Origin of the sequence: Simonsiella muelleri ATCC 29453, assembly GCF_002951835.1 — a bacterium.
Taxonomy (GTDB): domain Bacteria; phylum Pseudomonadota; class Gammaproteobacteria; order Burkholderiales; family Neisseriaceae; genus Simonsiella; species Simonsiella muelleri.
Map to the genome: position 1 here is coordinate 1,365,124 of NZ_CP019448.1, position 14,577 is coordinate 1,379,700.

General features: G+C 42.6%; 14 protein-coding genes, 1 tRNA gene and 1 pseudogene. 8 read left to right on the plus strand and 8 right to left on the minus strand.

Features of this window, described 5'->3' with window-relative positions:
* Positions 1 to 30 precede the first annotated feature (30 nt).
* The 7 genes and pseudogenes from BWP33_RS06685 to plsY all read right to left on the minus strand — a co-directional run.
* Complete coding sequence (locus BWP33_RS06685; RefSeq protein ID WP_002642549.1) at positions 31 to 1,245, minus strand: IscS subfamily cysteine desulfurase; 1,215 nt, start codon at positions 1,243 to 1,245, stop codon at positions 31 to 33.
* Positions 1,246 to 1,292: 47 nt separating this feature from the next.
* On the minus strand, positions 1,293 to 1,739 hold the full coding sequence (iscR, locus tag BWP33_RS06690) for a Fe-S cluster assembly transcriptional regulator IscR (RefSeq protein WP_002642548.1): 447 nt from the start codon (positions 1,737 to 1,739) through the stop codon (positions 1,293 to 1,295).
* A gap of 514 nt (positions 1,740 to 2,253) precedes the next feature.
* Positions 2,254 to 3,792, minus strand: a complete 1,539-nt coding sequence (gene purF / locus BWP33_RS06695) for an amidophosphoribosyltransferase (protein WP_002642547.1) — start codon at positions 3,790 to 3,792, stop codon at positions 2,254 to 2,256.
* Between the two features lie 66 nt (positions 3,793 to 3,858).
* Positions 3,859 to 4,515 (minus strand): CvpA family protein, encoded by a 657-nt coding sequence (locus BWP33_RS06700; protein WP_002642546.1) that lies wholly within the window; start codon positions 4,513 to 4,515, stop codon positions 3,859 to 3,861.
* On the minus strand, positions 4,505 to 5,722 hold the full coding sequence (locus BWP33_RS06705; RefSeq protein ID WP_002642545.1) for an SPOR domain-containing protein: 1,218 nt from the start codon (positions 5,720 to 5,722) through the stop codon (positions 4,505 to 4,507). The genes BWP33_RS06700 and BWP33_RS06705 overlap by 11 nt, the downstream gene beginning before the upstream one ends.
* 18 nt (positions 5,723 to 5,740) lie before the next feature.
* Positions 5,741 to 7,015: a bifunctional tetrahydrofolate synthase/dihydrofolate synthase gene (gene folC / locus BWP33_RS06710; RefSeq protein WP_002642544.1), complete on the minus strand. Its 1,275-nt coding sequence runs from the start codon at positions 7,013 to 7,015 to the stop codon at positions 5,741 to 5,743.
* An 849-nt stretch (positions 7,016 to 7,864) separates the two neighbouring features.
* Positions 7,865 to 8,443: pseudogene (plsY, locus tag BWP33_RS12975) on the minus strand (glycerol-3-phosphate 1-O-acyltransferase PlsY); the annotation flags it as partial.
* A gap of 84 nt (positions 8,444 to 8,527) precedes the next feature.
* On the opposite strand from plsY, the gene BWP33_RS06720 reads away from it, so the two are divergent.
* On the plus strand, positions 8,528 to 8,890 hold the full coding sequence (locus tag BWP33_RS06720; RefSeq protein WP_002642541.1) for a dihydroneopterin aldolase: 363 nt from the start codon (positions 8,528 to 8,530) through the stop codon (positions 8,888 to 8,890).
* Between the two features lie 25 nt (positions 8,891 to 8,915).
* On the opposite strand, the gene BWP33_RS12410 is transcribed toward BWP33_RS06720, so the two are convergent.
* Positions 8,916 to 9,086: a hypothetical protein gene (locus BWP33_RS12410; RefSeq protein WP_155999611.1), complete on the minus strand. Its 171-nt coding sequence runs from the start codon at positions 9,084 to 9,086 to the stop codon at positions 8,916 to 8,918.
* 20 nt (positions 9,087 to 9,106) lie between these two features.
* On the opposite strand from BWP33_RS12410, the gene BWP33_RS06725 reads away from it, so the two are divergent.
* The 7 genes from BWP33_RS06725 (at position 9,107) to dcd (ending at position 14,491) form a co-directional block, all read left to right on the plus strand.
* On the plus strand, positions 9,107 to 10,354 hold the full coding sequence (locus BWP33_RS06725) for a lipoprotein-releasing ABC transporter permease subunit (protein ID WP_002642540.1): 1,248 nt from the start codon (positions 9,107 to 9,109) through the stop codon (positions 10,352 to 10,354).
* Complete coding sequence (gene lolD / locus BWP33_RS06730) at positions 10,347 to 11,030, plus strand: lipoprotein-releasing ABC transporter ATP-binding protein LolD (protein ID WP_002642539.1); 684 nt, start codon at positions 10,347 to 10,349, stop codon at positions 11,028 to 11,030. The genes BWP33_RS06725 and lolD overlap by 8 nt, the downstream gene beginning before the upstream one ends.
* Positions 11,031 to 11,155: 125 nt before the next feature.
* Positions 11,156 to 11,231 (plus strand) — tRNA-Thr (locus BWP33_RS06735).
* Between the two features lie 346 nt (positions 11,232 to 11,577).
* Positions 11,578 to 12,666 (plus strand): bifunctional 3,4-dihydroxy-2-butanone-4-phosphate synthase/GTP cyclohydrolase II, encoded by a 1,089-nt coding sequence (gene ribBA, locus BWP33_RS06740; RefSeq protein ID WP_002642538.1) that lies wholly within the window; start codon positions 11,578 to 11,580, stop codon positions 12,664 to 12,666.
* Positions 12,667 to 12,668: 2 nt separating this feature from the next.
* Positions 12,669 to 13,061, plus strand: a complete 393-nt coding sequence (locus BWP33_RS06745) for an MORN repeat-containing protein (protein WP_002642537.1) — start codon at positions 12,669 to 12,671, stop codon at positions 13,059 to 13,061.
* Positions 13,062 to 13,108: 47 nt separating this feature from the next.
* The gene (locus BWP33_RS06750; RefSeq protein ID WP_002642536.1) at positions 13,109 to 13,891 is read left to right on the plus strand and encodes an ADP-ribosylglycohydrolase family protein; all 783 of its coding nucleotides are present in this window, start codon (positions 13,109 to 13,111) and stop codon (positions 13,889 to 13,891) included.
* Positions 13,892 to 13,924: 33 nt separating this feature from the next.
* Positions 13,925 to 14,491, plus strand: coding sequence for a dCTP deaminase (gene dcd, locus BWP33_RS06755; protein WP_002642535.1), 567 nt, complete (start codon positions 13,925 to 13,927; stop codon positions 14,489 to 14,491).
* The last annotated feature ends 86 nt before the right edge of the window (positions 14,492 to 14,577 follow it).

Sequence of the window (14,577 nt, forward strand, 5' to 3'; positions counted from 1 at the left end):
TCCTTTTCAGGCAGCCTGAAACCTAAAAAATCAATGTTCTGCCCACTCAACCGTACTCAAATCCACGCCGTCTTTAAACATTTCCCACAACGGCGACATTTCGCGCAATTTGCCGATTTGCGATTTGATGAGTTCGGCGGCGAATTTCACTTCGTCTTCGGTTGTCATGCGACCAAAAGTGATGCGTAGCGATGAGTGCGCCAATTCGTCATTGCGACCGAGTGCGCGTAAAACGTAGCTGGGTTCTAGGCTGGCTGAAGTACACGCCGAACCGCTAGATACCGCCAATTCTTTCACCGCCATAATCAAACTTTCGCCTTCCACAAAGTTAAAGCTCACGTTCAAATTGGTTGCCACGCGGTTTTCCAAATCGCCGTTGATGTACACTTCTTCAATGTCTTTGATACCGTCCAAGAAAATTTGACGTAATTTTAGAGCGTGTGCCGTGTCTTGTTCCAATTCCAATTTTGCCAATCGGAAAGCTTCGCCCATGCCTACGATTTGGTGTGTCGGTAATGTGCCAGAACGGAAGCCGCGTTCGTGTCCGCCACCGTGCATTTGCGCTTCCAAGCGTACGCGAGGTTTGCGGCGAACGTATAATGCGCCGATGCCTTTCGGACCGTAGATTTTGTGCGCCGACATAGACAGCAAATCCACGTTGGCAGCTTCTACATCAATAGGTGTTTTACCACAGGCTTGGGCTGCATCCACATGAAAAATAATTTTGTGTTCACGACAAATTTTACCGATTTCGGGAATGTTTTGAATCACACCGATTTCGTTGTTCACCCACATCACCGAAATCAAAATGGTATCGGGACGAATAGCGGCTTTGAGTTCTTCTAAATCAATCAAACCATTTTCTTGCACACCCAAATAAGTTACTTCAAAACCTTGACGTTCTAATTCACGCATGGTGTCTAACACGGCTTTGTGTTCGGTTTTGACGGTGATTAAATGCTTACCTTTTGATTGATAAAAGTGCGCTGCACCTTTGATTGCCAAGTTGTTGGATTCGGTTGCGCCACTGGTGAAGACGATTTCTTTGCTGTCTGCGTTGATTAAGTCGGCGATATTTTTACGAGCGGTCTCTACTGCTTCTTCGGCGACCCAACCGAAACTGTGGCTACTAGAAGCTGGATTGCCAAATAATTCAGTTAAATACGGAATCATTTTTTCAGCAACACGTTTATCAACGGGTGTAGTGGCAGCGTAATCTAAGTAAATGGGTGTTTTGATGGTCATGGTTTTGTCCTTGAAATGTGTTGTTATGTTTCAGGCAGCCTGAAAATTTAATGAATATAAGTTAATTTAACCACTTGAGAATTCGTATCGGGTGGTGGTTGTTCCAATAAACTGGCCAGTGTGATGCTGCTCAAATAACTGTTAATTGTGTGATTGAGATTTGCCCATAAATTGTGGGTTAAACACGGCGAACCGCTTTGGCAATTGGCTTTGCCACTGCACAAGGTTGCGTCCAAACAGTCTTCGGCGGCTGCGATGATTTGCGCGATATTAATTTGGTCGGCGGCTTTTCCCAAAATATAGCCACCACCTGGCCCGCGAATACTTTCCACCAAACCTGCGCGGCGAAGTTTGCTAAACAATTGTTCTAAATAAGAAAGTGAAATATGTTGTCGCTCGCTGATGGCGTTGAGTTTGACGGCGTGGTCTTGTGCGTTCATTGCCAAATCTATCATGGCGGTTACGGCGAATCGCCCTTTGGTTGTTAGTCGCATGGCTGATGACTCCGTTTTTTATTATGACGCGAATTATTCAATAACCTAGTGATTTAGTCAAGATTAAAAACACTATGATGGGGATTGCATTATTCTTGCGTTTTTGATGCAAACAAGTTCACAAAAGATTTATGAAATCACGTTCTATTTGTTTGCTGTGGGTGATGATGCGGTAGAACTTTCAGGCTGCCTGAAAAGGCAAGAACCTGTGTTCATAATCTTAATAGCTTGCTTTTATTGCCACTTTATACGCCTAATGCGTTGGCTTAAAAAAACCGCCTTGTATTCGCAAAAATGGTCAATAAAATCAAGTTATCAATTTTACGAACACAGGTTCTAAATTTTCAGGCTGGAACTTTTACCTTTGAGCGTGAAAATTTTATCTAATTGATAAATTTAAATTTTAATTTTTGGTTTTAGCTGAAAATTTTTTGTGAAGGCTTCGGTCTGAAAATCAGCTTAACCGGGTATAACAATTTATGGATAAGTAATGCCCATAAATTATCAACGATTTCTAATTATCATCATCTTCCACGCTCACGCTGTAATCAATCAGCGTAGGCATGGGTAGATTTTGTTTGGGTGAATGTTTACTGGCGGATAATTCGTTCAAATACGCCTCATTCACATCGCCTGTTACATAGCAACCACTAAAACACGATGAATCAAAACCATCAATTTCAGGATTTAAATGGCGAATGGCTTGTTCTAAATCGTGCAAATCTTGAAACACACACACATCAGCATTGATTTCATGGGCAATTTCTACTGCACTGCGTTGATGCGCGATTAATTCTTCACGCGTAGGCATATCAATGCCGTACACATTGGGAAACCGCACTTCAGGTGCAGCCGATGCAAAAAATACTTTTTTCGCCCCTGATGCGCGTACCATGTCCACAATTTCACGACTGGTTGTGCCACGCACAATGGAATCATCGACCAATAACACATTTTTACCTGCAAATTCGCTTGGAATCGGATTCAATTTTTGACGTACCGATTTTTTGCGCGTGGCTTGTCCAGGCATGATAAAGGTCCGTCCAATATAGCGATTTTTAATCAAGCCCTCGCGATATGGTTTACCCAAATATCGTGCCAATTCCATTGCACTTGGACGGCTGGTATCGGGAATAGGCATCACCACATCAATTTCATTGACATCAATTTCGCGTTTTACTTTTTTAGCCAGCGTGATGCCCATGTCCGCACGCGCTTGGTAAACCGAAACGCCATCAATTACTGAATCAGGTCGCGCAAAATATACATATTCAAACAAACAAGGCGACAATTGATGTTTTTTGGTGCATTGTTTGCTGAATAATTGTCCGTCTAATGTGATGAAAATGGCTTCACCTGCACCAACATCACGCTCTAATTTAAAATCCAAACTGCTAAATGCAATGTTTTCAGAACTCACGGCGTAGGACGTTTTGCCATCATTTTCTACGCGTTTGCCCAAAACCAATGGGCGAATACCATTCGGGTCGCGAAATGCCACCAAACCATAACCCGCAATCAATGCCACAATAGCATATGCGCCGCGTACTTTGGCCTGAACTTGCGAGACAGCCTGAAAAATATCATCAACCGATAAATTTAATGGTGTCGGGCTGCCTGAAACCGCCACACGCAACTCGTGAGCAAATACGTTTAACAAAACTTCGGAATCCGATTGTGTATTCACATGACGCAAATATTGTGCGTACACTTCTTGATACAATTCGGCGGTATTGGTTAAATTTCCATTATGTGCCAACACGATACCAAAAGGCGAACTCACATAAAACGGCTGTGCTTCCGCAGAACTTCCTGCGTTGCCAGCCGTTGGGTAGCGCACATGAGCAATGCCTGCATTGCCGTGCAACTCACGCATATTGCGTGTGCGAAAGACCTCGCGCACCATGCCTTTGCCTTTATGCATATGAAAACGATTTCCTTGCGTGGTAACAATACCAGCTGCATCTTGACCCCGATGTTGCAGCATCTGCAAGCCATCATATAGCATTTGATTAACAGGTTCATGGGCAATCATACCAAATACACCGCACATAAGTGGTTAGCTCCGTAAATGAGATAGGGGGAATATTTTTTCAGGCTGCCTGAAAATGAATGAATTCTAATAATAACGCAATTCTGTTGGTTCAATAGACGTGGGTTCTGGCAAATTACGTTTATTTTTTTTCTTATTGGGTGCAGAATGGTTGTCATTTTTAGAATTTTCATTGGTAATGGATTCGTCTACATCGCCGATTCTGGGTGGGAAAATCACTTGTTCTCTTAAGAAATCAGGCAAGGTAGGGGCGAGTAATTTTGCCATGCGTTCAAAAAATTTTGATGTTTTGGCAATTTGCCAGCTTTCGCTTTCAGGCAGTGTGGTAAACGAGCAAACCAGTACTGTCAAACTCACAATCAACAATCCTTTTAGTAAACCAATCAAACCACCAAAAACCCGATTCAAGCGCGATAAATTGGCAATTTTAATAAAATAATCTAAACAATAGTGTAGAAAATGCAGCAAAATCCTCATACTGACAAATATCAATACGAAAGAAATTACCACTGCCATTTCATGTGGTTGTAGATTGGAAAAAGCTTTTTCCGCAATTATATTACACAAAGACCGCGCCACAGTCAGCGACAGCAGCCAGCCACCAAATGCCAGTACTTCAGCCATTACGCCACGCATCGCTGCCGACGCAATGCACGCAATGACGCTACACAGTGCGAGTACATCAAAAAGGGTAAAGGCGGAAATGGTTATATTATTGTCCAACAATGATTCCTTTCACACCTTTATCTTTCATATTTTTCAAGGCATTGTCTGCTTCATCTTTGTTGGCGAATTTACCTGTTTTAACGCGATAGACTGTACCTTTTTCAGTTTTCACTTCCTCAATGCCTGCGCTATAGTTCATGCCTTTGAGTTGTTGCTGCATTTTTTGGGCTTGTGCTTTATCGGCAAATGAACCAGCTTGAATGGCAATTTGTTTATTGGCTTTGGTACGCTCATCGGCAATACGTTGAGCGCGTTGTTTTTCTTGTTGAATTTTATCGCTGCTGGTGTTGTTATTGGTTTCGGGCTTGGTGGCGGTATTGTTATTGCCTAAAATTTTGCTGCGTTCGGCAACACGTGCTTTATCGGCAGCCAATTGTGCTTGATGAATTTTTTCGGCGGCGGCGATTTCTTTGGCGGCGCGTTCGGATTCAGCTTTGCTTGCTAAGGCTTGCGCTTTGCGTTGACGTTGTTCGTCTTCACGCGCTTTGCGTTTAGCTTCGGCTTGGTCGGCTGCGGCTGGCGCGGTGGATTTGGCTGTACTGACGGCAACATTATTATTGGTTGGGTTGGTGGCTTTTGGGGCTGCCTTGGTTGCGGTGGCGTTATTATTGGCAGATGAATTATTTTGTGCCAATTGGGCTTGGCGTTCGGCTTCTTGTTTGCGGCGTAAGGCAATGCGTTGTGCTTTTTCGCGTTGCAAGCGAGCGTCTTGTGCGGCTTTTTCGCTGGCAGTTAGTGTTACTGCTTTGTCATCTTTATTCGTATCCAATGCAGCGGTGGTTGCAGATTTTTTGGGTAATTGGGTTTGGATAAGGGGCGTGTCATCGCTCATTTCTTCTGCATTGGCTGATAAGTCATAATTAGCAACAGCAGACGCACCGTTATCAGGACGCAAAATTTCTGTTTTCACATACGGATTTTGGTCGGTCGTTACCAATTTAGGCGCAGGCATATTGGAGGTGGTCGCTGCTGCAAATAAACCGCCCGCCACCAACACCAATGCACCCGCCCCTACCAAACGGCGGCGGTTACGGCGTTGTAATTGTTCGTATTCTTCCTCAATGACATAGTGGACTTCTTCCAAAATTTCCACGTCAGACTCGTCAGTCTGAGTGGTGTTTTCAGGCTGCTTGTCTGACTGAATGTATGCGTTTAATTCAGAATGCTGACGTGATGATTTTTGTCGTTGATGTCGTTGAGCCATTGCCGTATCCCAAAATATTTATTTGCACACCGCCATGGCTTCCGCCACCGTGTGGAATGAACCGAAAACAACGATTCTATCATTTTCCGTTGCAGCTGATAAGGCTGCCGTGCAGGCTGCCTGAATATTCTCGAAAGATTTTACGTGGTCAATTTGGTGTTGTTGTAATTTTGTTTGCAAATCAGTTAAATTCATGCCACGTGGTAGGTGTAAAGGCGCAATATACCATTCATCAAATTGGTCTTTGACTGTTGCTAAAACGCCATCAATGTCTTTGTCTGCCAACATACTGAACACCGCAATTCGGTGTTGTGCGAATGGCAGTGAGCATAAACTTTGACGCAATGCACGTGCCGCGTGCGGATTGTGTCCCACGTCTAACACGCAAATGGGACGACCAGGCAAAACTTGAAAACGCCCAATATTTTCCGCCATTAACAGACCACGTTTAATCGCGCCCAAATCCACAGGCAAACGCTCGTGTAAACATTCAATCGCCGCTAATGCGCAACTGGCGTTGTTCAACTGATAACCACCACGTAACGCAGGAATGGGCAACGCATTGCGATTACGTGTTTTCAGGCTGCCTGAAAAATGAAATGACCATTGTTGATTTTCTAGTTTGCTGAAAAAGAAATCTTTTTTGAATAAAATCAATTCTGCACCAATTTCATTTGCGTGATTCACCAAATTTTGTGGCGGTGGATTTTGTCCGCAAATCGCGGGTTTGGCAGAGCGGAAAATACCTGCTTTTTCATATGCGACTTGTTCAATGGTATCGCCTAGAAACTGTTGATGATCCAAATCCACACTGGTAACAATGGCGCAATCTGCATCAAAAATATTCACCGCGTCCAAACGCCCACCCAAACCAACTTCCAAAATCATCACATCAACGTGTTCGCGCTGAAAAATATCAACCGCTGCCAACGTATTGAACTCAAAATAAGTTAATGAAATTTTATCACGTGCCAATTCAATTCGTTCAAATGCCGCCACAATTTGTTCATCGCTAACGGGGTGGGTGTTGATGGTAATGCGTTCATTGAATTTGAGTAAATGGGGGCTGGTAAGGGTACCGACTTTATAGCCAGCTTGCGCGTAAATTTGCGATAAAAAGGCGCAAGTTGAACCTTTGCCATTCGTTCCGCCCACGATAATCACGGGGCAAGTTGGCTGTAATTGCATGGCGTGTTTCACATGAGCGACACGCGTTAAACCCATGTCAATTAAGCCGTTGCTGTGTGCAGTTTCCAAATGCGTGAGCCATTGTGTTAAATTGCGTTGTTGCATGATTGTTCCTTGAAAATTCACATAAAAAGGCAGCCTGAAAAGCCAAATCACTTTTGCAGGCTGCCTTTATTTTACTGATTATTTCTTTTTACGTGTATTTTTTGATTTGGTTGTGGTCGCCTCTGGAGTACTCAAATTCTGAATATCAGATTTCACTTTAGCATCTTGTTTTTCAATGGCATTATCAATTCCTGCTTTGGTAATTTCCACAGTTTCTTTGATGTTTTCTATGGCTTCTTGCGCCAATTCTTTGGTGGTTTCCACAACGTGTTCAACGGTTTCTTTGATTTGTTGCTTGCTGTTTTCCAAATCGTGTTGGTGTTGTTCAACAGTGATTTCCACGGTTTCTTTGACGTTTTCTACGGTTTCTTGCGCCAATTCTTTGGTGGTTTCCACAACGTGTTCAACGGTTTCTTTGATTTGTTGCTTGCTGTTTTCCAAATCGTGTTGGTGTTGTTCAACAGTGATTTCCACGGTTTCTTTGACATTTTCCACAGCTTCTTGTGCCAATTCTTTGGTGGTTTCCACGACGTGTTCAACGGTTTCTTTGATTTGTTGCTTGCTGTTTTCCAAATCGTGTTGGTGTTGTTCAACAGTGATTTCCACGGTTTCTTTGACATTTTCCACAGCTTCTTGTGCCAATTCTTTGGTGGTTTCCACGACGTGTTCAACGGTTTCTTTGATTTGTTGCTTGCTGTTTTCCAAATCATGTTGAGTGGGTAAAATGAATTCTTCGGCATTAGCCAATTCTTCTTTAATGGCTTCCAATTCGCTGGAAGATGTTCCCTCCATGATGAGTGATTCATCATGAGTTTGTACTTTGCCATCTTTTAGGGGTTTGGCGGCTTGACCGATGCCTAATTCGTTGCCAGCCATCAAGCGTTTGATATTGTCTTTGTGGCGATACAAAACCAACGCAGAAATGAAGAATAATGACCAACTTAATTTAGGATGCGGAATTTGGACGATAAAGGAAATAAATGGCGCAATTGCCGCAGCCACTAAAGCAGCTAAAGATGATTTTTTGAATTTAAATGCAATCACCAACCAAATTGCCAATGCCCAAAACGTTACCCACAACGACATACCCAGTATCACACCCAATGCAGTTGCCACGCCTTTGCCGCCTTTAAAATTGAAAAACAAAGGCCACATATGACCAATAACAACCGCCAATCCTGCCATTGCCACAATGCCATCACCCATGTCAAACAGAGATTGCAACCCCATTGCTAACCATACTGCCACCAAACCTTTGAGTGCATCACCGAGTAATGTTAATGCTGCTGCATCTTTGCGTCCACTGCGCAGCATATTGCTTGCGCCAGGGTTGCCCGAGCCGTAAGTACGTGGGTCTTCCATGCCAAAATAGCGCGATACAATAATTGCCGCCGATAGCGAACCGAGTAAATAAGCCACTACTGTCATTAAGGGAATTAAAATGAAAGCCATGAATACACTCCAAAATTGGTTTACAATAAATATTTCGCTATTCTAACGGAACTTAACAAAATGGACAAAATATTCCTGCGCGGTATGCATTTAGAAACGCTGATTGGCGTGTATGAATGGGAGCGTCAAAATAGGCAATCTCTTGTATTTAATTTGGAAATTGGTTTAAAGGACACTTTCAAGAATAATGATGAAATCAGTGAAACTGTACATTATGGCGTGGTACACGAGCGATTGCGCCAGCATTTGCATGAACAACAATTTTTGTTATTAGAGAGTTTGGCGAATGATGTGGCACAATTTTTGTTTCAGACATTTGTAGAAATTGCGTGGATTCATTTGCAAATCATCAAACCAGGCATTTTGCCGAATGTGCAAGAAGTGGGTGTGGAAATTGAACGTTATGCGAATGCACAAGAATGAATATAGTGCTTTAAATTAAAATTAATCAATCATATATAGCGAAAATTATCGCTTGATTCTTTAAAATAACCATAATCTTCAGGCTGCCTGAAATATGGCGTGCGACTGGCATACAGCCCAAAATACAGAAAAATTGTCGTGTACTGTAAAGGCAGCCTGAAAACGCAAAACTTTGATACAATCCTAAACTTTTCATTCACAACAAAATCTATAAAAATGGGATTAGAAACTTGGATAGGTTTACGTTACCTACGCGCCAAAAAACGTAGTGGTTTTATGTCATTTATCTCCATGATTTCCATGGTGGGCATTACTTTGGGCGTGGTGGTTTTGATATTGGTGCTGTCTGTCGTGAACGGCTTTCAAAAAGAAATTCGTGGACAATTGCTCAACATCGCTCCCCACGCAGAAATCGGTTACATTCAAACTGAAGAAAACGATACTTGGCAAAATTTACAAAAATTAGTCGTTGATAAAAAAGGCGTTATTTCTACCGCACCTTATGTAGCAGGACAAGCCTTATTGGCCAGTTCTGGCGAAGTACGTGGCGCACAAATTCGCGGTATTTTGCCAGACATGGAAACCAAAGTCGTGGATTATGGCAACAAAATGGTTTCAGGCAGCTTCAACGATTTGAAAGATGATGAATTTGGTATCATTTTGGGTTCAGGGCTGGCTGAAAGCATTGGCGCAGAAAAAGGCGGCAAAATTACCATCATCACACCCGAAGGCAACGTAACGCCTGCTGGTGTTGTGCCACGTTTGAAACAATTTAACGTGGTGGGTATCGTCAAAACGGGCGTAGATGAAGCAGATAGTTCGCTTGCTATCACGCATTTAGCAGACGCACAAAAATTGTATCGTTTGGGTAATGAAGGCGTTGCATTGCGTTTGCGTTTGGCTGATCCACAAAATGCGCCAGCTTTCATGAGCGAAATTGTTCCCAAAGATTTGCTAGACAAAATTTGGGTACGCAATTGGACGGATAATAATCGCAGTTATTTCAATGCAGTAGAAATGGAAAAACGGTTATTAACTTTGTTATTAACGTGTATTATTGTGGTGGCGGTATTTAATTTGGTGTCATCGTTGGTGATGGCGGTTACCGAAAAACAATCTGACATTGCGATTTTGCGAACTTTGGGTATGTCGCCGCGTGGCGTGATGAAAATTTTCATTGTACAAGGCATGGTGGCTGGTATTTTAGGGACATTTTTTGGTGTGATTTTTGGTTTATTATTGGCGTGGAAAATTGGCACAATAGTTTCATTTGTAGAACAAATATTTGGTGTACATTTTGTGGCTTCACAAGTGTATTTTATTAATTATTTGCCAAGTGATATTCAGGCTGCCGATGTGATTGGCGTGGCGGTCATTTCATTGATTTTATCTTTCTTAGCAACGATTTACCCAAGTTTGAGTGCGGCCAAAACTCAACCAGCAGAGGCATTGCGATATGAATAATCAACCCATTATTTCTTGCCAAAACGTTGGCAAAATCTACGAAGATGGTACGTTACACGTTGAAGTATTGCAAAATTTAACGTTTGATGTGAACGCTGGCGAAAGCGTCAGTATCATTGGCGCATCGGGCAGTGGCAAGTCCACATTGCTGCACATTTTGGGTGGTTTAGATAAACCGACTTCAGGCAGCGTGCAATTAATGGGGCGGCATTTAGGCAGCCTGAATCAAACGCAATTAGGGCACCTGCGTAATCAATATCTTGGGTTTGTTTATCAATTTCATCATTTATTGGCAGAGTTTAGTGCATTGGAAAATGTGATGATGCCGCTTTTGATTGGCAAAATGTCGCGCAACGAAGCCGAAGCACAAGCGGCAGCGATGTTGGAGCGCGTGGGTTTAAAACAACGAATGTTGCATCGTCCTACTGAATTATCGGGTGGTGAGCGTCAAAGGGCAGCGATTGCACGTGCGTTGGTCAAACGTCCCACGTGTATTTTGGCGGATGAGCCCACAGGTAATTTAGACAGAAAAAATGCGTTGAATATTTTGGATATGATGTTGGAATTGAAAAATGAGCTGCAAACTGCACTGGTGGTGGTAACGCATGATGATGAATTGGCGACTCGCTTTGAGCGTGTTTTGACCATGACGGAGCATGGTTTACAACCTTATTAGGTAGCCTAAAGTATTTAGCATCAAGTTTAATGTAATTAATTTCATATAAAACAATATGTTAATTATTTAGTAAAAAATAATACTTGCCAAGCCGAAAGCAGATTGGCATAATAGCCACTTCTTCAGCCGGTGTAGCTCAGTTGGTAGAGCACCTGACTTGTAATCAGGGGGTCGCGAGTTCGATTCCTGCCGCCGGCACCAAATTAAAAAAACAGCCTGAAAATGGCTGTTTTTTTGCGTTTAAGTATCTTGAATATTGTATAATGAGACCTTTTCAAAACCTCTGAATTTACAAATTTCAAAAAAATAACTAATTGAAACTTTAGGAATTTATTTTTTTATAACTATCAAAAAAATGAGGTTTTGCAAAGGTTTTTGGCCGTAAATAACGTTGATTTAAATGACATTTAAAGTATCTCAATAAGCTGAAATGTAATGTGTTTCAGCTTTTTTAATTTGCTTTACAAAGGTTTCTGGCTGAAAGTCTGCGCACCTTATGCAGAAAAAGCGTAAAATACCGCTTATTTTCACAACTCGGAGTTTCATCATGTCCATCTTTCCTATCCCCGAAATTTTAGCCGACATCAAAGCTGGCAAAATGGTCATCATTACCGATGCTGAAGACCGCGAAAATGAAGGCGATATTGTTATGGCTGCACAATTTGTTACACCTGAAGCCATTAATTTTATGATTAAATATGCGCGTGGCTTGGTGTGTTTGCCAATGGAAGATAAATTAATTGACCGCTTAGGTTTACCCATGATGACTCAAAAAAATGGCGCACAATATGGTACTAATTTTACCGTTTCCATTGAAGCTGCACAGGGCATCAGTACGGGCATCTCTGCCGCCGACCGCGCTCACACCATTCAAACCGCCGTTTCTCAAAATGTCCAACCTGAAGATATTGTGCAACCTGGACACATTTTCCCACTTCGCGCCCAAAAGGGTGGCGTATTGGTACGTGCAGGACACACCGAAGCTGCTGTGGATTTAGCAAAAATGGCTGGATTATCAGGTGCGGGCGTGATTTGTGAAGTGCTCAAAGACGATGGCACAATGGCGCGTATGCCCGATTTGGTGGCATTCGCCGAAGAACACGGTTTAAAAATTGGCACAATCGCTGATTTGATTGAATACCGTAGCCGCAATGAAAGTTTGCTGGAAGAAATGGGCGATACCACTGTTCATACGCCTTGGGGTGAGTTTCAACAGCATGTTTATGTTGATAAATTAAATGGTGATACGCATTTGGCGTTGGTTAAAGGGCAGCCTGAAAATGCCAGTGAAACGCTGGTACGCGTTCACGAACCATTTAGCGCGATGGATTTTATTCAATTTGACCCGAATCATTCTTGGGATTTGCCAGCTGCGTTGATGCGGATTCAGGCGGCGGAAGCAGGTGTGATTATTTTGTTGCACCGCACTGAGGATGGCAGCGCGTTGTTGGAGCGCACGTTGCCCAAAAACAGTTTCCAAATCAAAAAATGGGACAGGAAAACTTATGGCATTGGCGCACAAATTTTAGCAGGCTTAAAAGTCAGCAAAATGCGTGTATTGGGTAAACCATCCAGTATGAATGGTTTGACGGGTTTTGGTTTGGAAGTGGTGGGTTTTGAGGAACAGGCTGCCTGAAAGTGAAAAAATATTTGTTTTTATTAATTAATTTTTATATTGCATCGGCTTGGGCGCAACAATTGAATCATCAAGGTTGCGCGTATCAAGGCGATGTGGTGCAAAACAAACCGCATGGTAAGGGCGTTTTGACTTGCCCTGATGGACGCATTTATACAGGTGATTTTGTGCGTGGCGAGTTTGAGGGACAAGGTCAATATATTGTGCCAAATCAGCACGGTATTTTAATCACGCCGTTTGGCATGAACAGCGATAAATTGAAAAATATGGTGCTGGTTGGACATTTTTCGCGCGGCATGGCGCATGGCAAATTTAAGGTATATCAAGACGGTAATTATTTGTTTAATTTTACGTTTCATCAAGGCATTGCCAGAGACATGAAGTTGGCAAAATAGTTTTTGAGGTGTCTGTTATATTATTCAATTGAAGGAGTACAATTATTATGTTAGGCGTAACGATTGGTGATATTGTAGGTTCACGATTTGAATTTGCGAATAATCGGAATACGAAATTTGATTTATTTGATAAATCAAGTGATTTTACAGATGACACGGTGTGTAGCGTGGCGGTAGCAGAGTGGGTATTGAGTGGTTGTGGTGATGATTTGGTGGAAATCATGCGGATGTGGGGGAATCGTTATCCCAATCCAGTCGGTGCGTATGGCTTTCGCTTTGGTTGTTGGTTAGATGACGATAATCCAGAGCCATATGGTAGTTGGGGTAATGGCTCGGCAATGCGCGTGTCGGCAGTGGGTTGGGCTTTTCGCACGCTAGAAGAGACGTTGGAATATGCAAAAAAATCTGCTGAAATTACCCACAATCACCCTGAAGGCATCAAGGGGGCACAAGCGGTTGCTGCTGCTATTTTTTGGGCGCGAATGGGTAAAGATAAAGCCTTTATTCGCGAGCAAATTACCGAGCAATTTGGTTATGATTTGAATATGACTTGTGATGAAATTCGTCCCCATTATCAATTTGATGAAAGTTGCCAAGGCACTGTACCACAAGCAATAGTGGCGTTTTTGGAGAGCGTCGATTTTGAACATGCAATTCGTTTAGCGGTGTCGTTGGGGGGCGATTCGGACACAATGGCCGCAATTACGGGGTCAGTCGCAGAAGCATTTTACGGTATTCCACAAGATCTACGTGAACAGGCATTGGCGATTTTACCGCGTGATATGGCGGAATTATTATTGCGCTTTGAATTGAGCTTTCAGGCTGCCTGAAAAATCATTTATTTCATTACTTAAGGATATTTTATGAGTATTAAATCCGACAAGTGGATTCGCCAAATGGTAGAGCGGTACAGCATGATTGAACCATTTGAGCCGAATCAAGTCAAAGAAGTCAATGGGCAAAAAATCATTTCGTATGGCACATCAAGCTACGGCTACGATATTCGTTGCGCCCATGAATTCAAAATTTTTACCAACATAAACAGCACCATTGTTGACCCGAAAAATTTTGACCCCAAAAATTTTGTAACAGTGGAAGATGATTGTTGCATTATTCCGCCTAATTCGTTTGCTTTGGCGCGGACGGTGGAATATTTTCGCATTCCGCGCAATGTGTTAACGGTGTGCTTAGGGAAATCTACTTACGCGCGTTGTGGCATCATTGTGAACGTAACCCCATTTGAACCAGAATGGGAAGGGTATGTTACGTTGGAATTTTCCAACACTACACCGCTGCCTGCCAAAATTTATGCGGGCGAAGGCGTGGCGCAGGTTTTATTCTTTGAAAGTGATGAAGTTTGCGAAACATCATACAAAGATCGCAACGGCAAATACATGGGACAAACGGGCGTTACTTTGCCAAAAGCATGATATTTGTAGGCTGTCTAAATCTTTCAGGCAGCCTTCAAGTGATTAAAAAAAATTAACAAAACCGCCAAGTTGTTATACAATTAGAG